Genomic DNA, 17,933 nt, shown 5'->3' on the forward strand with positions numbered 1-17,933 from the left:
GTTTGACCATGTCGCTGGATACTGTGGTTAGTTTGTTCGAACGCCAGGTGCAGGCTGATCCGCAACGCCTGGCGATCGTCGGTTTGCAAGAACGCATTACCTACACCGAACTGGATCGTCGAAGTGCAAAAGTGGCCGCTTGGTTGCACTCACGCAATGTCGGTGTTGGCGATCGGGTGCTGATCCGGGCAGAGCGCTCCATCGAATTGGTGGTGGCAATGCTGAGTGTATTGAAAGCCGGCGCTGCGTTTGTACCCCTGGATCGGCAGTTGCCACACTCGCGCCAGGAGTACATTGGTGCCCAATGTCTGGCGTCCTGTGTGCTGTGTACCAGCAGTGAAGACGATGGGCCGTTATTGGGATGCGAGGTGATAACGGTCGAGCAGCTGCTTGATGCGCCAGCCAGTCCCGCTAGCCACGTCACTGTTGATCCCGGCGATGCGATGTACGTGATTTTTACCTCCGGGACAACGGGCAATCCCAAGGGCGTGGTGATTGAGCATCACAGTGTCACGGCGTTGTTGCTTCAACATAATCTTGATCTGCACATTGATTCGTCCAGCCGCCAAACAATGATGGCGGCGGTTGGCTTTGACCTTTGCCAGGCAGAAATCTGGTCGGCACTGATTGCCGGGGCCTGTCTTTACTTACTGGACCAGCAATCACTGCTCAATAGTCAGGCGTTTTTAGATTTTTGCGTGATTAATGCTATTACTCACGCGTTTGTCCCCACGTTGAAGGTCTATGACGTAGTGAATGCTGCGCAACCTGAAGGGTTGAGTCTTAAATACATGTATACCTGCGGCGAGAAGCTGCACCCGGTTGACGTCGAGCATCTTTCCTATGGTTTGATCGATTGTTACGGGCCCACGGAAGCCACCATTTTTGTGACCTCAAAGGTGGTGGAAACTCAACGTTTGAATAAACCGCCCTCCATCGGTTTTCCCATCGGCCAATGCCGGATTTACATCCTTGACGACAACCTTCAAGAGTTGCCGGTAGGCGAAGTCGGTGAGATGTGTATCGCTGGACCGTGCCTGGCCCGCGAGTATCTGCGGGCGCCGCAGTTGACGGCTGAGCGATTTATGTATGTAGAACAGTTGGGCTGTCGCATTTATCGCAGCGGTGATCAGGCCCTGCGCCTGGACGATGGCAGCCTGCAGTTTCTGGGGCGTAAGGATGGTCAGGTGAAAATTCGTGGATATCGCGTAGAGGTGGGTGAAATTGAAGCCCGCTTACTCAAGGAACCGCGAGTCAATTCGGTGGCAGTGGTCGTTCAGGATTCAGGGTCGCAGGCGCAAAAGCGGCTGGTGGCGTTTGTTGTCAAGCTGTACCCACACGAGCATTCAGAACAATTGATTGCCAGCCTGCGGCGCAGCCTGGAAGTGGACTTGCCGGATTACATGCTTCCCGAAAAGTACTATTGCCTTGAGACGTTACCCGCGAACAGCAATGGCAAAACTGATAAGCAGGCGCTGCTCGCATTTTTGGCTGCCCAGCCAGCGGCATCGTTTGACGGCACACGCTTTAATGATGAGCTGGAGCGGGCGTTAGGGCAGGTTTGGTATGAGCTGCTTGAACACGATGACTTTCAGCCACACCACAGTTTTTTCGAAGTTGGAGGGCATTCATTGCGCGCTGCAGCATTGGCGCGCAAGTTGACAGATACCTTTCTGATAAAGGTGTCGGTTAAAGATGTTTACCAGCACTTGGTGTTCGCCGACCAGGCTGGCGAAATACGCCGGCGCAAGTGCAGCTCATCATCGGACGTCGAGATCGCCACCGCAAACAGCTTTGAGGATGACGTCTGGCTGTTGCCCGGTAGCCAATTGCCTGGAGATATTGATCCGATTCAACTGACCGAGCCACGTCACATGCTGTTGACGGGAGCCACCGGTTTCGTAGGGATTCATCTGCTTGAGCAATTGCTGCGCACCAGCACCGCCATTGTCCATTGCCCCATTCGCTGTGAGAGTCCCAGCGCGGGCGGTGTGCGGTTGCAGCACATCGCCGAGCGTTATCAAATCGTTATCGACGATCAGGATTGGTCGCGAGTACGCGTTTACGTCAGTGATTTATCGCAATTGATGTTGGGGATGGCGCAAGAAGACTATGCAGCCTTGGCTGAAGAAGTCGATCTGGTTTATCACTCGGCCAGTGCCGTCAATTTCATCATGCCCTACGACTCTATGAAGAAAGACAACGTGCAGAGCATGCGTCACGTCATACAGTTTTGCAGCGAAAGCAAAACCAAGCCGTTGATGCTGATGTCGACCATTTCCATTTACAGCTGGGGCCATCGTTTTACCGGTCGAACCCGGGCCTATGAGCAGGACGATATTGACCAGAACCTGGGCGCGATTCGCAAGGATCTGGGGTATGTGCAGAGTAAGTGGGTGATGGAAAAGCTCGCCGATCTTGCTGGCGCCCAAGGCCTTCCTGTCGTGACGTTTCGCCTCGGCTACGCCACCTGTCACAGTCGCACGGGTGTGTGTGCCAACTATCAGTGGTGGGGGCGTTTCATTCAAACGTGCCTGGCACATAACGCAGTACCCGACCTGCACAATATGCGCGAAGGATTGACCACCGTTGACTACATGGTGGCTGCCATCGCGCATATCTCCCGAAAACCTGAAGCGTTGGGTAAGAAACTTAATCTTTGCCAAACGGATCGCACCAATCTTGATCTCAAGGAGTTTTGCCGGCGGGTAGGGCGCTACTACGGTCGCGAGCTTCCGGTGGTGGCGTTTAAAGAGTGGGTTGGATTGTGGGCGGGCAATCAGAAAGAGCCACTGTATCCCTTGCTTGGTCTATTCAAGGATGACATGCACGCGGGGGAGTCGATTCTGGAACTCTATCAAGACAACTACGATTGGGATCGGAGCCAGGTGCAGGCATTGCTGGAGGGGAGTGATATCCAAGAGTCGGAGTTCAGTGGTGAAGTGCTGGCCATTTACCTTAATCGGTTAGGCGGGCAAAGCAAGGTATAGGGCCCGTTTAAGAACCACGTGCGGCAAGCCGTGATCACTCCCACAAAACGTGGGAGTGATCCGAGCAAGACGCTATCAGGCGATAGCATCCCAGGCGCGGTCGCCTTTCTCGTCTTTGATACGGGTCGGCAGGCCCATCACGTCCAGTGCCTTGAGGAACGGCTCGGCTGGCAGTTCTTCAACGTTGGCCATGCGTTGCACGTCCCACTCGCCACGGGCAACCAGCAGCGCTGCGGCTACAGGCGGTACGCCGGCGGTGTAGGAGATGCCCTGGCTATCGGTTTCGGCATAGGCTTCTTCGTGGCAGGCCACGTTGTAGATGAACAGCTCGCGCGGCTGACCATCCTTGGTGCCCTTGACCAAGTCGCCAATGCAGGTCTTGCCGGTGTAGCCCGGTGCCAGGGAAGACGGATCAGGCAGCACGGCCTTGACCAGTTTCAATGGCACCACTTCCAGGCCTTCGGCGGTGGTGACCGGTTTCTCGGAGAGCAGGCCGAGGTTTTTCAGCACGGTGAACACATTGATGTAGTGTTCGCCGAAGCTCATCCAGAACCGCACGTTGGGCACGTCGAGGTTTTTCGACAACGAGTGCACTTCATCGTGGCCGGTCAGGTACAGGTTCTGCGAACCGACTACCGGCAGGTCGTCGGTACGTTTGACTTCGAACATGGTGTTGCTGGTCCACTGGCTGTCCTGCCAGCTCCACACCTGTCCGGTGAATTCGCGGAAGTTGATTTCCGGGTCGAAATTGGTGGCGAAATATTTGCCGTGGCTGCCGGCATTGACGTCGAGAATGTCGATCGAATCAATGCGGTCAAAATGCTGTTGTTGCGCCAGCGCCGCATAGGCGTTGACCACACCTGGGTCAAAACCCACACCGAGGATCGCAGTGATGTTCTTCTGCTTGCATTCCTCCAGGTGGTTCCACTCGTAGTTGCCGTACCACGGCGGGGTCTCGCAGACCTTGCCCGGCTCTTCGTGGATCGCGGTGTCGAGGTAAGCCACGCCGGTATCGATGCAGGCACGCAGTACCGACATGTTGAGGAACGCGGAGCCGACGTTGATGACGATCTGCGATTCGGTTTCGCGGATCAGTGCCTTGGTCGCTTCCACGTCCAAAGCGTTCAGCGCAAAGGCCTGGATCTGGGCAGGTACCTTGAGGCTACCCTTGGCCTTGACGCTGTCGATGATGGCCTGGCATTTGGAGATGTTGCGCGACGCGATAGCAATCCGACCGAGTTCGTCGTTGTGCTGCGCGCACTTGTGGGCCACCACCTTGGCGACACCTCCTGCACCAATGATAAGAACGTTCTTTTTCAATTGCTTTATCTCTCCTTTATCTGTCCGCTTTACGAAAGGCTGGACAGGTAGTCGTCGTAACCAAATTCACGAACCACTTCGACTGTACCGTCGAGTTGTTTCACTACGATGGACGGCATTTTCAGGCCGTTGAACCAGTTTTTCTTGACCATGGTGTAGCCTGCCGTGTCGATGAACGACAGTCGATCGCCGATGGCCAGCGGCTGATCAAATTGGTATTCGCCGAAGATGTCCCCGGCCAGGCACGACTTGCCGCACACCATGTACGTGTGCTCGCCGGTGCTTGGCGCCAGCTTGGCGTTGAGGCGATAGATCAGCAGGTCCAGCAAGTGGGCTTCGATGGAGCTGTCGACTACGGCGAGGTTTTTGCCGTTGTAGAGGGTGTCGAGCACGGTGACTTCCAGGGAAGCGCTGTTGGTGATCGCCGCTTCGCCGGGCTCCAGGTACACCTGCACGTCGTACTTCTGCGAGAACGCCTTCAGGCGTTGGCAGAATGCATCGATCGCGTAGCCTTCACCGGTAAAGTGGATGCCGCCGCCGAGGCTGACCCAGTTGACCTTGTGCAGCAGCGCACCGAAGCGTTCTTCGATGGTGCCCAGCATCTTGTCGAACAGCTCGAAATCACCGTTCTCGCAGTTGTTGTGGAACATGAAGCCGGAGATCTGCTCGATCACGCCTTCGATCTTCACCGGGTCCCACTCGCCCAGACGGCTGAAGGGGCGCGCCGGGTCGGCCAGCAGGTAGTCGGAGCTGCTCACTTGCGGGTTGACGCGCAGGCCGCGGGTCTTGCCCTCGCTGCGCTCGGCAAAGCGCTGCAGTTGGCTGATGGAGTTGAAGATGATCTTGTCGCAGTTGGCGAGCATCTCCTCGATCTCATCGTCGGCCCAGGCCACGCTATAGGCGTGGGCTTCACCTTCGAACTTCTGGCGACCGAGCTTGAGCTCATACAGCGACGAGGACGTGGTGCCGTCCATGTATTCCTGCATCAGATCGAACACCGACCAGGTGGCAAAGCACTTGAGTGCCAGCAGCGCCTTGGCGCCGGACTGCTCGCGCACGTAGGCGATCTTCTGCATGTTGGTCAGAAGTTTCTGTTTGTCGATGAGGTAATACGGGGTTTTGATCATTTTTCAGAGCCTGTGGCGGAGCCTGCCAAAAAAGGACAGGCATTGTGCCCGCACTTGGGGCAGATCGAAAGGTTCGTCAGCGGATTTTGCAGGGTAGTGGCCACTGTAGTCTGTCACTATGACTGTTTAACCTCGACGTGGCGCGCAGGGGTGGATGATCCATCTTTGTGTGGCCAGTTTTTACCGTGCGATCAAAGGACTGTTTCATGGCAAAGAAAAAGGGTGTTACGACCAACCTGGCTGGCAAATCGGCCAAGCATAAAAACCGCACGGTACCCAAGGGGTTGCTCAAGCAGTGGTTGACGAAGAAAGACGAACAGGAAGGATACTGGGTGCTGGATTGCAACTCGGGCAACGTCCAGTTCCGTAAAGGCGATGGCGCCAGTTTTGCGATCAAGGAATTTCGGTATGTGCCAGTGCGCTATACGCCGGAGGGCACAGCCTATCGGGACGAATGGCTGGAGGATTGGTTCTCACAGGGCGAAAGTGACTTGGTGGTTGTCACGAAACAGCTATCGAGTGGCCAATTCGCAGCAGTAAAAGACAAAGCGCGGGACAATTTCATCACCGCAGCGATCATGCTGGGCTTTCGTAGTGCCTACGAGTTCGATTGTATGGAAATGAAATTAAGGCGTGAAAACCCGGACAGTTCGGATGAGGTAATCGGCCGTTGGGTCGTGGATCACTTTAGAAGCCTGCATGCGGCAAAGCTTGAGCAATTCAAGAACTGGGACTTTGCGCTCCACAGTGGGATGGCTGAGCGGTTGCTGATAGGGGATCGCCCATTGTTTGACATGACGATGAGTGACAGCCAGTTCCAAACCGTCGTGATCCCATTGACGCCAGATCATTTTTTATCGGGTTGCCCTCCAGAGAACCCTGCGCAAATCACTTGGCAACTTAAGTGTGGCCGCGCAGCAGGGGGAGCTGCAATCGGACTCAATAGTATGACGGCGAAACTTGCCCGGCAGTTTGTCGTCGGTGAGCATCAACAGTTACTGGCATTGAGCGATCTATTCACCCAGCAGCAGTTTACCGAGCGCAAGGCCAAGGATGTTTTTCTCGAATTTTCCAAGGAAAAGCACGTGGCCCGAACGCCGGTGAATGAGTAGAAAACTTCGCACTCATCTTCATGAGGAATATTCGTGATCATCTAAAATAAAATGAGTTTGTCTCACTATGACCATCTGCCGACAATAGCTCCCCTATCAACACATTGGAGTTTTTTGTCATGGCAGTCGCTCATTCCCTCGGATTTCCGCGCATTGGACGCGATCGTGAACTGAAAAAAGCGCAAGAAGCGTTTTGGAAGGGCGAGTTAGACGAAGCCGGCCTGCGCGCTGTCGGCCGTGAGTTGCGCAAGACTCACTGGGACCTGCAGAAACAGGCCGGCATCGAGTTGCTGCCCGCCGGCGACTTTGCCTGGTACGACCAGGTGCTGACCCACTCGCTGATGTTCGGGGTGATCCCCGAGCGTTTTCGTCCGGCCGACGGCCATGCCACCTTGCACACCCTGTTTGCCATGGCCCGCGGTGTCAGCGACAGTTGCTGCGGCGGCGCCCACGCCCAGGAGATGACCAAGTGGTTCGATACCAACTACCACTACCTGGTGCCCGAATTCAGCGTTGACCAGCAGTTCCATCTGGGCTGGGATCAACTGTTCGACGAAGTCAAAGAAGCCCGCGACCTGGGGCACACCGTCAAGCCGGTAGTGATCGGGCCACTGACTTACCTGTGGCTGGGCAAGGCCAAGGGCGCTGACTTCGACAAGCTCGACCTGCTCGATCGCCTGCTGCCGCTGTACGGCCAGATCTTCCAGCGCCTGGCGGACCTGGGCGTGGAGTGGGTGCAGATTGATGAGCCGATCCTGGTGCTCGATTTGCCCCAGGACTGGAAAAATGCGTTTGAGCGCGCCTACAACCTGATCCAGCGTGACCCCCTGAAGAAACTGGTGGCCACTTACTTTGGCGGCCTGGAAGAGAACCTCGGCCTGGCGGCCAACTTGCCGGTCGATGGCCTGCACATTGACCTAGTGCGTGCGCCTGAGCAGTACCCGACGATTCTCGATCGCCTGCCGGCGTATAAAGTGCTGTCCCTGGGCGTGGTCAACGGGCGTAACGTCTGGCGCTGTGACCTGGAAAATGCCCTGGCCACCTTGCAACATGCCCATGAACGCTTGGGTGATCGCTTATGGGTCGCGCCGTCTTGCTCGTTGCTGCATAGCCCGGTTGACCTGGGGCGTGAAGACAAGCTCGACGCCGAACTGAAAAGCTGGCTGGCCTTCGCCGTGCAGAAGTGCGCAGAAGTGGCCGTGCTGGCCCAGGCCATCAACCAGCCAGAAGCCGCGAACGTCGTGGCGGCCTTGGCCCAAAGCCGTGCCGTGCAGGCAGCGCGTGCGGCTTCGCCACGGATCCACAAACCGGCTGTACAAGCGCGTGTTGCGGCCATCACCGCCCAAGACAGCCAGCGCCAGTCGCTGTTTGCCCAGCGTATCGCCAAGCAGCGCGCCGGCCTCGACCTGCCGTTGTTTCCGACCACCACCATTGGCTCGTTCCCGCAGACCGCATCGATCCGCCTGGCACGCCAGTCGTTCAAGGCCGGCAAGTTGAGAGAGGCCGAATATGTCGAGGCGATGCACAGCGAGATCAAACACGCCGTTGAAGTGCAGGAAAACCTCGGCCTGGACGTGCTGGTGCATGGCGAAGCCGAACGTAACGACATGGTTGAGTATTTTGCCGAGCAACTGGATGGCTACGTGTTCACCCGCTTTGGCTGGGTGCAGAGCTACGGTTCGCGCTGCGTGAAACCGGCGGTGATCTTCGGCGACCTGAGCCGCCCGAAAGCCATGACGGTGGAGTGGATCCGCTACGCCCAAGGCCTGACCGACAAGGTGATGAAAGGCATGCTGACTGGCCCTGTGACCATGCTGATGTGGTCATTTCCCCGCGAAGACGTGAGCCGCGAAGTGCAGGCCCGGCAACTGGCGCTGGCGATTCGTGACGAAGTGCTGGACCTGGAAGCGGCGGGTATCAAGATCGTGCAGATCGATGAAGCGGCGTTCCGCGAAGGCTTGCCCCTGCGCCGGGCCCAATGGCAGCACTATCTGGACTGGGCCACCGAAGTCTTCCGCCTGTGCGCCTCTGGTGTGCGGGACGAAACCCAGATCCATACCCATATGTGCTACAGCGAATTCAACGACGTGATCGAGTCTATTGCGGCGATGGACGCCGACGTGATTACCATCGAGACCTCACGTTCGGATATGGAATTGCTGGATGCGTTCGAAGCCTTTGCTTACCCGAATGACATTGGCCCGGGCGTCTACGACATCCACTCGCCACGGGTACCGGACGCCTCGGAAATGGCCAACCTGCTGCGCAAGGCCGCCCAGCGCATCCCGGCCGAGCGGCTGTGGGTCAACCCCGACTGCGGCCTGAAGACCCGCGCCTGGCCGGAGACGGAGGCAGCGCTGATTCATATGGTGGCGGCTGCACGGCAACTGCGCGCCGAACTGGCATAGCAGCAGCTAACCCCACCCCCCCCTGTGGGAGCGGGCTTGCCCGCGAAAGCGGTGGTTCAGTCACTCTCGTTGGTGGCAGTTGCACCGCCATCGCAGGCAAGCCAGCTCCCACCTTTGTTTTGCAGCGTATGCAAATTTCCCTGCCGCACCGAGATCCCCCTGTGGGAGCGGGCTTGCTCGCGAAAGCGGTGGTTCAGTCACTCTCGTTGGTGGCAGTTGCACCGCCATCACAGGCAAGCCAGCTCCCACCTTTGTTTTGCAGCGTATGCAAATTTCCCTGCCGCACCGAGATCCCCCTGTGGGAGCGGGCTTGCTCGCGAAAGCGTTGGCTCAGTCACCCTTTTTGGTGCCAGGTGCACCGCTATCGCCGGCAAGCCGGCTCCTACAGTTGATGTGCGGTGCCCCTGCAGTTGGATCTCTAGGGTCACAGGTATTTGAGCCACGCAATATCCCGCCGCCGAGCCTTCAGCCCGGCAAACCAGCGTACTGGCAGGTACAACGCCAGCGGCAGCAACAACGCCACCAGCCACACCGATGCCACGCTGTCGAAGCCAAAATGCGTCCCCTGGTTCAGGCCAAACAAGGCCACGCCCATCACATACAGCACCTTCAACACATACAAATGCAGCAAATAAAAGAACATCGGCGCCGCGCCGAACACCGCCAGGGTGCCGATCCAGCGTGGTTGCCCGGCGCGTTCGAAGCCCCGCAGCAACAACAGCCCCACCCCCAATGTCAGCGCGAGGAACAGCAGTGAAGGTGGGTATTTGGTGATGTTGAAGAAACTCATCAGCGTCTGCACGTGGCTGTCGTACATCTGCCATGGCGCTTCACCGTAGCCATTGATTACGCGCAACACCACAAAGCCCACCAGCGCGCCAACGCCCGCCAGTAACAGATACCGCTGACGCCGCGCCGTCGCCATCGAGCCGGAAAACCACGGGCCGATGCCGTAACCCAGGGCAATCACCCCGATCCACGGCAGCACCGGGTACGTCGTGCGCAGGCGCAGACTGTCGCCTACTTCGATCCAGCTGCGTTCGTGCAAGATCGCCCATGGAACGTGCAGCGCCGACCCCGCTGCGAAGTGCACGCCGTCGAGCAGGTTATGCCCGCCAATGATCACCAGAGCCAGGCCGATCAGCAACGGGCGTGGCAGCCAAACCAGCGCGGCGAGGGCGATCATGCTTACGCCGATGGCCCAGATCACCTGCATATAGATGACGCTGGGAGGCAGTTGGAAGGTCCAGGCGAAGTTCACCAGGGTAAATTCCAGCACCACCAGAAACAGCCCGCGCTTGAACAAAAACGCCGAGACGTCACCACGGCCCTGGTATTTTTCGCCGTACAGAAACGCCGACAGGCCAGTCAGCAACACAAATACCGGCGCGCACAAGTGGGCCAGGGTACGGCTGAAAAACAACGCCGGCTCCGTAGTGTCGATGCTCATCGGGTCGCTGACTTGCCGGTGCAGCAGAAACGTTTCGCGCACGTGGTCAAGCAACATGAACAGGATCACCAGGCCGCGCAGGGCGTCGATGGAAAGCAGGCGTGAGCGGGGAACAGCGTCAGTCATGGGGCAAGATCGTCGACGGAAGGGAAGGGTGGTTATCTTATAACATTGATCGGCAGTCGTGGATTTCTGAGTCGGAATCGCACCCTGCGGATGCTAGGGTAGGGCATGGACCTTGACGACCCAGGAGTCATTTATGAGCGACCCGATTGATTTCAAAGCTGTCGTGCAATTCTGGACGGCGGCGGGCCCATCACGCTGGTTCAAGAAAGATGCACAGTTCGATGCCGAGTTCGGCGCCCGTTTCCATGAGGCCCACTTCCAGGCGGCCAGGGGCGAACTGGAGCACTGGATGAACGAGCCCGAAGGCGCGCTGGCGTTGCTGATCCTGCTCGATCAATACCCGCGCAATACCTTCCGCGGCACCGCCCATATGTTTGCCACCGATCCACTGGCCAGGGCTTACGCCGCACGTATGATCGACGCGGGGATGGACCGGCTGATCGACCCGGCATTGCGCGCGTTCTGCTACTTGCCCTTTGAGCATTCAGAACAACCCGATGACCAGCAGCGTTCCCTGGCATTGAACAAACAACTCGATGCTAATACCTACCACTGGGCCAAGGAACATGCCGACATCATCGAGCGATTCGGCCGGTTCCCTCATCGCAATGCAGCGTTGGGCCGGGTGACGACTGAGGAAGAGGAGGCGTTTCTTCAGAGTGGTGGGTTTTCCGGATAGGGTGTAGGAACCGGTCGTATTCCGCCGAGGAATGCCCCCATAAAAAAGCTGCATTGTATTTGTCGCCGCACATCTCGTAGCGTGGCTGTTCACCCAAGGAGATGCCGCCGTGACGAATCTGCCGATGCGCTTGTATGTCGATGCCCTGTTCACTAGCCCGTATGCGATGTCGGTGTTTGTGACCCTGCAGGAAAAAGGCTTGCCGTTCGAGGTGCGCACCCTCGACCTGGATGCGCTGGAGCAGCAGGCGCCGGCGTTTGCCGGGCTTTCCGTGACCCAGCGCGTGCCGACCCTGGAGCAGGATGGGTTTGCCTTGTCCGAGTCGTCGGCGATTACCGAGTATCTGGACGAGATGTTCCCGGATGTGCCGGTGTACCCCACGCAGCCACGCCTGCGCGCGCGGGCGCGGCAGATTCAGGCGTGGTTGCGCAGTGACCTGCTGCCCATCCGCCAGGAGCGCTCCACGCTGGTGGTGTTTTGCGGGGCCAAGTACGGCCCGTTATCCACCCAGGCCCAGGCGGCGGCGGACAAACTGATTGCGGCTGCGCAGTGCTGGCTGGCCGCAGGCGATGATTATCTGTTCGGCCAATGGTCGATTGCCGATCTGGACCTGGCCGTGATGCTCAACCGGCTGATCCTCAACGGCGATCCAGTGCCCGCGCCGTTGGTGGCGTACGCCCAGCGTCAGTGGCAGCGCCCTTCGGTGCAGGCGTGGGTCAGCCAGGCACGCCCGGCGCTGTAGGGCCCAGCGGCCATTCCTGCGCGACGCGGCGATCGAGATCTTCCCAGTCTTCCATGCCCAGCACCCGGGTGGTGTTCAGGCCGCGCAGATAACCGCGCAGCTGCTGGGCGGCGGCGCAGGCCTGAAGATTATCGACGGTGGGGGCCTGGAGGACGGTTTCGTACTCCACCAAATAGTCGGCAACGCGCTCGCGAAACTCCGGCAGGACAGCGTTGCGGATGCGATCAAAAGTCTTCTGATGGGGCTTCATGGACAGGTCCTTCTTATAGATTTTGTTGTATGTACGCCGGCTCCTACAGGGGATGGCGTCAGTCAGGCATGGCTTCGCCGCTGAAGGCATGCACCGCCGCTACCAACCCCTTGGCAGCCAGGGCCACCAGTTCACCGCCTTTTGCCGGGGTTGCCAGAGCCGGGTCCGAACCCATGCGCCCATCCGGGTGGCGGGCGCGGAAGTCCAGGGCCTCGCGGATCGGGCCGGCGGGCGCAATCCGGGGCGAGTACTCGGCTGTCTTGATCGAGTCGGGATAGGCCCACTGGGTAATCGCGATCTCGGAGGGCGTGGCATGGGTGCCATGTCCTGTCGGGAACTGCGCGCGTGCCAGTTCGCCAACGCCTTCCAGGTCCCACCAGTTGCACAGCTTCAAGGCGAAGCCGGCGGGGCGGCCGGCGAAGCTGGCTTCGGCGTACAGCTCGGAAAAGGCGGCTTCGATGGTGGCGATATTGCCGCCATGGCCATTGAGAAAGAGGATTTTCTCAAAGCCATGGGCCGCCAGGGAGCGGGTCCAGTCACCAATGGCGGCGATGAACGTCGACGGACGCAGGGAGATGGTGCCGGGGAACCCGAGGTGATGCTGGGCCATGCCGATATTGAACGTCGGGCCGACCAGGATATCGGCGTCTTTTTGCGCTTGATGGGCAATGATTTCCGGGCACATCCAATCGGTGCCCAACAGGCCCGTGGGGCCATGTTGTTCGTTGGAACCGATGGGGATCACCACGGTGCGGCTGCGGTCGAGAAATTGGCCAATCTCGATCCACGTTGACTGGTGCAAAAGCATTTCAGGTCCTCTCTCTGGTCAGGCTCGGCCTGCCAGATACTACCTCAACCGGCGCTGGCGATCTGGCGCGGCTTGCAATTGAGGTAGGCCGAGGACTTGAGCCAGCGCTGGTCGGGGTACCAGGAGAACATGAACTGCCCATCCTTGAGCTTGTCCACCACCTGGCGCGCCACTTGCGGGCGCACGGCGGGGCAACCCTGGCTGCGGCCGATGCGGCCTTCACGCTTGCTCCACAACGGGCTGACATAGTCGGCGGCATGGATCACGATGGCGCGGTCGCGGGCCTGGTCATTGAAGCCCGGCTCCAGGCCGTCCATGCGCAGCGAGTAGCCGTGGGTGCCTTGGTAGCTTTCCTGGGTGCGGAACAGGCCGAGGCTGGATTGATGGCTGCCTTCACTGTTGGAGAATTGGGTGGCGAAGTTTTCCCCGGATTTTTGCCCGTGGGCCACCAGGTCGCGCAGCACCAGCTTTTTTTGGCGCAGATCGAAAATCCACAGGCGACGGGCGGTCGAAGGTTGTGAATAGTCGATCACTGCCAGCCGTTCGGAGCGTTCCTGGCCATTATTGACGGCACACTGCATCGCGCTGAGGGCGCTTTTGAGTACGGTGGGGTTGAGTTCTGGAGCCGAGCGCGCCAGGCTGCTATACAAGGTATGAGGTTTGGCATTCTCTGCGAAGGCACCCGTACAAAACGCGGCCAGAATGGCGGCGATCAGGCCGAGTCGGCAGTCAATATTCAGCATTTATCGAGCATCTCCGCCGTAGATTGGAGCTAAGCCATTGTTCAAAAAAACTGCATGTTACTTGAGCCTTTGCTTGCTCGTAGCACCATTGGTCGCCACGGCCGATGAAGTGCCGGTCGAGCCGTCAAACCCAGTACAGCTGGCACTTGGGCAGTTGTCGAGTGTCTGCCCCGGTTTAGCCACCCAGTTGGATACGCCAGCCGAGTTGCGGCTGCAGGCTTTTTACCAGCAACAAGGCGATACCGCCCTCTGGTTGGTGGAGGGGCGCCGGCAGGCGTTGCAGGACCAGTTGCTGTTGCTGGCCGACGACGGCCTCGACCCGGCGCATTATCGGCTGCCCGATACGACAAGCACCGGCAATGTGCTGTGTACCGACTTCGAAACCAGTCAGCACTATCTGCAAGCCCTGCATGACTTGCACTATGGCCGTTTGCAGCAGGCCCATTACGAGCCGCTGTGGCATTCCCAGCCGCCGAGCGAGGACCCAGCCCTCGCGGTGCTGGCCCTGGCCAACGCCGGGCTTGCCGACATACCTGCGGCATTCGACCAGGCCAGGCCCAGCGCACAGCTGTACCGCAGCCTGCGCACGGCCTACGCCACCCAGCGCCTGCAACCCTTGGCGCAATGGGGCGTGATTGCCGACGGCCCGTTGTTGCGCCCTGGCCGGGACGACCCACGGGTGCCGGCATTGGCCCGACGCCTGGTCAGTGGCGGTTATCTGGCGAGCGTGCCCAAGGGCAATCAATACGCCAATGAGTTGGTGGAGGGCGTGAAGCGCTTCCAGGCCAGCCATTCGCTGCAAGCCGATGGGGTGATCGGCCCGGGGACGGTGGCCGAACTCAACGTCAGCCCGGCGGTGCGGCGCGAGCAACTGCGGGTCAATCTCGAGCGCTTCCGCTGGTTGGCCCAGGACCTGGAGCCGGACGGCATCCTGGTCAACGTCGCGGCGGCGCAGTTAAGCGTCTACCAGGGCGGCGTCCCCGTGTGGCAGACCCGCTTGCAGGTGGGCCGCGCCGAACGGCAAACGCCGCTGCTCAAGTCGCGCATCACGCGGTTGACCCTCAACCCTACCTGGACGATCCCACCGACGATCATGCGCGAGGACAAGCTGCCAGCCATTCGCCTGAACCCGGAGTACTTGCGCCAGCAGAACCTCAAGGTACTCGACAGCGAAGGTCGCGCACTCTCGCCCGAGCAGGTGGATTGGTCGCACCCCGGCAATATCCTCCTGCGCCAGGACGCCGGCCCGCGCAACCCGCTGGGCAAGATTGTCATGCGTTTCCCCAACCCGTTTTCCGTGTACCTGCACGATACGCCCAGCCAGCCGTTGTTCAGCAAGGGGCCACGGGCGTTCAGCTCGGGGTGTGTGCGGGTGGAGCAGCCGATGTTGCTGCGCGATCTGCTGGTGAGCCCGGCTGAAAGGGCGCGTACCGAGGAGTTGCTGGCGACCGGGGTGACCCACGAGTTCCGCCTGGCTACGCCGGTCCCCGTGTTGCTGGGCTATTGGACAGTGCAAGTGGATAGCCAGGGTGCGTTGCTGTACGCGCCGGATATCTATAGCCGCGATGGCGTGTTGTTGAAGGCGCTGGGCGCGGTCCTATAGACGCTCCCAGCTAAAAGCCGCCGGGGATCTGCGCAATATGAGACCCGGTTGGCATCCTTGAAAAAATATCCATCAGATATTTCTTAAACCCTCAAGAAACCAACCAGACTTGCCGACGTGATGGGTACATACCCAGGAGCGTTCAACATGAGCAGTCAAGGTTTGGCAGTCGGTATCAGCCTGTTTTTCGTGCTCGTCAGCGGCAGTGGCCAAGCAGCAACCACCGTGGGCCACGGCGTTATCCAGTTTCACGGCAGCATCGTCGAGGCAACGTGCACTGCCGGCGGCGGGTCTGGGGCAACGTTGGCACTGAGCGGTTGCCCGACGTTTGCATCCGCAAGCAGCATCAGCGCCCGTGGCGTCGAGCCGGTACCTACGGTCAGAGCGCTGGACCACACAGCGGTCAAGGTCAAGCTGGTGACCGAAACCACGGGGGATGGCCGTTACTTCGATCGGCGCTACAGCTTGAACGATGGGGCGGGCAAGCCGTTGCGCTCAGGGGCTTACCTGGTGACGCTGAGTTATCCCTGAAAACGATCAAAGGTGGGGGGTGTCGCGTTAGTCTGGAAACAGACGGTAAACGTTGTGCCGCTGCCCACCTGGGAGCTTGCCGTCACATCCCCACCATGGGCCTTGGCAATTTCCCGCACGATAAACAACCCCAGCCCGACACTGCGCACATCGGTGTCTTGGTCGGTGCCGCGGGTCATGGGTTCAAACAGTACGCTCATCAGCGCATCGTCAATCACCGGCCCATGGTTATGCACCGAGAGGCTGGCGCCGTGGTGATCCAGTTGCGAGGTAATGGTGATCGGTTGTTGCAGGTCGCCGTAGGCCACGCTATTGGCCACCAGGTTGCCGATGACTTGCTGCAGGCGGTCGCCATCCAGACAGGTATCGGCAGCGCCCACGGTGTGATGCACCAGAGTCGCCCGGGGAAAGGCCACCCGCAGCTCATCTACCGCGCACCGGGTCACTTCATGCAGGTCCAGCGCAGTGGGGGTGACGGCTATGCCAACGCCGACCCGCGCTTGGGTGAAGTCCAGCAGGTCGGCGATCATCCGTTGGGCACGCTCCGATGACTGGCCGATATGGCCAATCAATTGGGTTTCCTTGGCGGTGCGCGCGCCCCGGACGAGGAAGTCGGAGGCCATCTTGATCGCGGTCAGCGGGTTTTTCAGGTCGTGGCTGACGATGGCGACCATTTGCTCGGCAAACAGCGCTCGGCGCTGGGCCTTGATATAGGCCTGGTTCAGCTCTGCCTGGGCTTGCTGGAGGGCGGTTTGCGCGGCGGTTTTTTCCAGCAGCAGGGCTTCGGCCAACTTGCGTGCATTGAGCAGCTCGCGCTCGTACTTGTCGCGGTCGGTGGTACCGAACAGCGCCAGTTCGTGCCGCACGCCGCTGGCGTGGTCGCGCTTGATGGCATTGAGCAGGACGGTCACGGTGTGGCCGTCACGATGGCGCAGGTCGAGCTTGACCTCGGTGACGCGGCCTTGTACCTGCATCAATGGGGCCAGATGAGTCTGATGAAAAATACGTCCGCCCATGGTCAGCAGGTCTTGGAAACGCCGCCCGTGCAACTCGGCCGCCGTCATGCCCAACCAGTCGCTGAAGCACTGGTTTACCCGCAGGAGCGTGCCGTCTTCGGTGGTGACGGCCAGCGCACAGGCCGCGCCGTCGAACAGCATCTGGTCATTGACCATGGACAACTGCCCATGGCGCCAGGAAGTTATCCATCGCGGCCGCGCAGGCCGGTGCCGCGCTCATATGGGGGCAATGGCCCACATTGTCGATCAGGCAATAGCTGCTGTGGGGCAACGCACGGTGCAGGTACTCGCCCACGCAGACCGGGGCGATCAGGTCATCGCTCGATTGCAGGATCAGTGTGGGGGTGGTGAGGCCGCCGATATCGGCGCGGTTATCCGACAAGAACGTCACCCGCGCAAACTGCTTGGCGATCTCGGGCTCGGTGCGGCAGAAACTGTGGGTCAGTTCTTCACTGAGGGCCGGTTGCCCCGGTGCGCCCATGATCACCGGGGCCATGGTGCTGGACCAACCCAGGTAGTTGCTGTCGAGGGTGTCGAGCAGCGACTGGATATCGTCGGGTTTGAACCCACCCACGTAGTCGTCGGTATCGATGTAGCAGGGGGAGGGGCCGATCATTACATGGGCGGCGATGCGCCCGGGGACGGCGCGGTCGGCGAGGGTGCCGATCATGGCGCTGACCGAGTGGCCGACCAGGATCACCGGGCCGCTGGCGAACCCATCGATGATCTCGTTCAGATCGGCGGCGTAACCGCCCAGGGAGGCATATTTTTCCTTGTGATAGGCCTTCAGGTCGGACAAGCCAGCGCCTACCAGGTCATACAACACTACGCGAAAACGCTCGACGAAATGGGGCAGCAGGTAATTCCACATGGCCTGGTTGCAGCCAAAACCATGGGAAAACACCAGGGTCGAGGAACCATTGCCCACTACGTTGACGTTGTTGCGATGTCGAATATCCATGGGCGTGCTCGTAGTGGCGTGGTGCTATGAACTTTTGCCGTCAGTTTAGAGAGTCAACCGCATAGGG

At 59.5% G+C, this 17,933-nt stretch carries 15 protein-coding genes; 7 read left to right on the forward strand and 8 right to left on the reverse strand.

The window, feature by feature from the left end:
• The first annotated feature begins 8 nt into the window (after positions 1–8).
• Positions 9–2,990 (forward strand): amino acid adenylation domain-containing protein, encoded by a 2,982-nt coding sequence (locus JTY93_RS10445; protein WP_205479326.1) that lies wholly within the window; start codon positions 9–11, stop codon positions 2,988–2,990.
• Positions 2,991–3,065: 75 nt separating this feature from the next.
• Here the strand turns inward: JTY93_RS10445 and JTY93_RS10450 are convergent, their stop codons facing one another.
• Both JTY93_RS10450 and JTY93_RS10455 read right to left on the reverse strand, forming a co-directional pair.
• On the reverse strand, positions 3,066–4,310 hold the full coding sequence (locus JTY93_RS10450; RefSeq protein WP_169996389.1) for a saccharopine dehydrogenase family protein: 1,245 nt from the start codon (positions 4,308–4,310) through the stop codon (positions 3,066–3,068).
• 29 nt (positions 4,311–4,339) lie between these two features.
• Positions 4,340–5,437 (reverse strand): carboxynorspermidine decarboxylase, encoded by a 1,098-nt coding sequence (locus JTY93_RS10455; RefSeq protein WP_169996387.1) that lies wholly within the window; start codon positions 5,435–5,437, stop codon positions 4,340–4,342.
• A 206-nt stretch (positions 5,438–5,643) separates the two neighbouring features.
• Between JTY93_RS10455 and JTY93_RS10460 the strand changes: the two genes are divergently transcribed.
• Positions 5,644–6,549, forward strand: coding sequence for a hypothetical protein (locus tag JTY93_RS10460; protein WP_205479316.1), 906 nt, complete (start codon positions 5,644–5,646; stop codon positions 6,547–6,549).
• Positions 6,550–6,668: 119 nt separating this feature from the next.
• Positions 6,669–8,957 (forward strand): 5-methyltetrahydropteroyltriglutamate--homocysteine S-methyltransferase, encoded by a 2,289-nt coding sequence (gene metE / locus JTY93_RS10465; protein ID WP_205479314.1) that lies wholly within the window; start codon positions 6,669–6,671, stop codon positions 8,955–8,957.
• Positions 8,958–9,381: 424 nt separating this feature from the next.
• Here the strand turns inward: metE and JTY93_RS10470 are convergent, their stop codons facing one another.
• Positions 9,382–10,533 carry an acetyltransferase domain-containing protein gene (locus JTY93_RS10470; RefSeq protein ID WP_205478879.1) on the reverse strand — a complete coding sequence of 384 codons (1,152 nt, stop codon included), beginning with the start codon at positions 10,531–10,533 and terminating at the stop codon, positions 9,382–9,384.
• 133 nt (positions 10,534–10,666) lie between these two features.
• Here JTY93_RS10470 and JTY93_RS10475 point away from each other — a divergent pair, with 133 nt between their 5' ends.
• Together JTY93_RS10475 and yfcF are read left to right on the forward strand one after the other, a co-directional pair.
• Complete coding sequence (locus JTY93_RS10475) at positions 10,667–11,212, forward strand: DUF924 family protein (protein WP_205478880.1); 546 nt, start codon at positions 10,667–10,669, stop codon at positions 11,210–11,212.
• Positions 11,213–11,336: 124 nt separating this feature from the next.
• Positions 11,337–11,954, forward strand: coding sequence for a glutathione transferase (gene yfcF, locus JTY93_RS10480; RefSeq protein WP_240344570.1), 618 nt, complete (start codon positions 11,337–11,339; stop codon positions 11,952–11,954).
• Here the strand turns inward: yfcF and JTY93_RS10485 are convergent.
• Genes JTY93_RS10485 through JTY93_RS10495 form a run of 3 tightly spaced genes read right to left on the reverse strand, consistent with a single transcriptional unit; the run spans position 11,929 to position 13,755 of the window.
• Entirely contained in the window at positions 11,929–12,204 is a 276-nt protein-coding gene (locus JTY93_RS10485) for a hypothetical protein (protein ID WP_205478882.1), read from the reverse strand. The genes yfcF and JTY93_RS10485 overlap by 26 nt on opposite strands.
• Before the next feature lie 58 nt (positions 12,205–12,262).
• Positions 12,263–13,012, reverse strand: a complete 750-nt coding sequence (locus JTY93_RS10490) for a creatininase family protein (protein WP_205478884.1) — start codon at positions 13,010–13,012, stop codon at positions 12,263–12,265.
• A gap of 44 nt (positions 13,013–13,056) precedes the next feature.
• Positions 13,057–13,755, reverse strand: a complete 699-nt coding sequence (locus tag JTY93_RS10495; protein WP_169996371.1) for a murein L,D-transpeptidase catalytic domain family protein — start codon at positions 13,753–13,755, stop codon at positions 13,057–13,059.
• A 37-nt stretch (positions 13,756–13,792) separates the two neighbouring features.
• Here JTY93_RS10495 and JTY93_RS10500 point away from each other — a divergent pair, with 37 nt between their 5' ends.
• Together JTY93_RS10500 and JTY93_RS10505 are read left to right on the forward strand one after the other, a co-directional pair.
• Positions 13,793–15,358 (forward strand): L,D-transpeptidase family protein, encoded by a 1,566-nt coding sequence (locus JTY93_RS10500; RefSeq protein ID WP_205478885.1) that lies wholly within the window; start codon positions 13,793–13,795, stop codon positions 15,356–15,358.
• A 147-nt stretch (positions 15,359–15,505) separates the two neighbouring features.
• Positions 15,506–15,889 carry a fimbrial protein gene (locus JTY93_RS10505; RefSeq protein ID WP_205478889.1) on the forward strand — a complete coding sequence of 128 codons (384 nt, stop codon included), beginning with the start codon at positions 15,506–15,508 and terminating at the stop codon, positions 15,887–15,889.
• Here JTY93_RS10505 and JTY93_RS10510 read toward each other — a convergent pair.
• Together JTY93_RS10510 and JTY93_RS10515 are read right to left on the reverse strand one after the other, a co-directional pair.
• A complete protein-coding gene (locus JTY93_RS10510) occupies positions 15,880–17,061 on the reverse strand; it encodes a PAS domain-containing sensor histidine kinase (protein WP_205478892.1) in 1,182 nt (393 codons plus the stop codon). The genes JTY93_RS10505 and JTY93_RS10510 overlap by 10 nt on opposite strands.
• On the reverse strand, positions 17,051–17,866 hold the full coding sequence (locus tag JTY93_RS10515) for an alpha/beta fold hydrolase (protein ID WP_205478894.1): 816 nt from the start codon (positions 17,864–17,866) through the stop codon (positions 17,051–17,053). The genes JTY93_RS10510 and JTY93_RS10515 overlap by 11 nt, the downstream gene beginning before the upstream one ends.
• Between the last annotated feature and the right edge of the window lie 67 nt (positions 17,867–17,933).

Origin of the sequence: Pseudomonas hygromyciniae (assembly GCF_016925675.1) — a bacterium.
Lineage (GTDB): Bacteria > Pseudomonadota > Gammaproteobacteria > Pseudomonadales > Pseudomonadaceae > Aquipseudomonas > Aquipseudomonas hygromyciniae.

Excerpts from the sequence above, each read along its gene's own strand:
- JTY93_RS10505 (WP_205478889.1), top strand. The coding sequence starts at position 15,506 with ATGAGCAGTCAAGGTTTGGCAGTCGGTATCAGCCTGTTTTTCGTGCTC.
- JTY93_RS10475 (WP_205478880.1), top strand. The coding sequence starts at position 10,667 with ATGAGCGACCCGATTGATTTCAAAGCTGTCGTGCAATTCTGGACGGCG.
- JTY93_RS10515 (WP_205478894.1), bottom strand. The coding sequence starts at position 17,866 with ATGGATATTCGACATCGCAACAACGTCAACGTAGTGGGCAATGGTTCC.
- JTY93_RS10485 (WP_205478882.1), bottom strand. The coding sequence starts at position 12,204 with ATGAAGCCCCATCAGAAGACTTTTGATCGCATCCGCAACGCTGTCCTG.
- JTY93_RS10510 (WP_205478892.1), bottom strand. The coding sequence starts at position 17,061 with ATGGTCAATGACCAGATGCTGTTCGACGGCGCGGCCTGTGCGCTGGCC.
- JTY93_RS10455 (WP_169996387.1), bottom strand. The coding sequence starts at position 5,437 with ATGATCAAAACCCCGTATTACCTCATCGACAAACAGAAACTTCTGACC.
- metE (WP_205479314.1), top strand. The coding sequence starts at position 6,669 with ATGGCAGTCGCTCATTCCCTCGGATTTCCGCGCATTGGACGCGATCGT.
- JTY93_RS10470 (WP_205478879.1), bottom strand. The coding sequence starts at position 10,533 with ATGACTGACGCTGTTCCCCGCTCACGCCTGCTTTCCATCGACGCCCTG.
- yfcF (WP_240344570.1), top strand. The coding sequence starts at position 11,337 with ATGCGCTTGTATGTCGATGCCCTGTTCACTAGCCCGTATGCGATGTCG.
- JTY93_RS10490 (WP_205478884.1), bottom strand. The coding sequence starts at position 13,012 with ATGCTTTTGCACCAGTCAACGTGGATCGAGATTGGCCAATTTCTCGAC.
- JTY93_RS10460 (WP_205479316.1), top strand. The coding sequence starts at position 5,644 with ATGGCAAAGAAAAAGGGTGTTACGACCAACCTGGCTGGCAAATCGGCC.
- JTY93_RS10445 (WP_205479326.1), top strand. The coding sequence starts at position 9 with ATGTCGCTGGATACTGTGGTTAGTTTGTTCGAACGCCAGGTGCAGGCT.
- JTY93_RS10495 (WP_169996371.1), bottom strand. The coding sequence starts at position 13,755 with ATGCTGAATATTGACTGCCGACTCGGCCTGATCGCCGCCATTCTGGCC.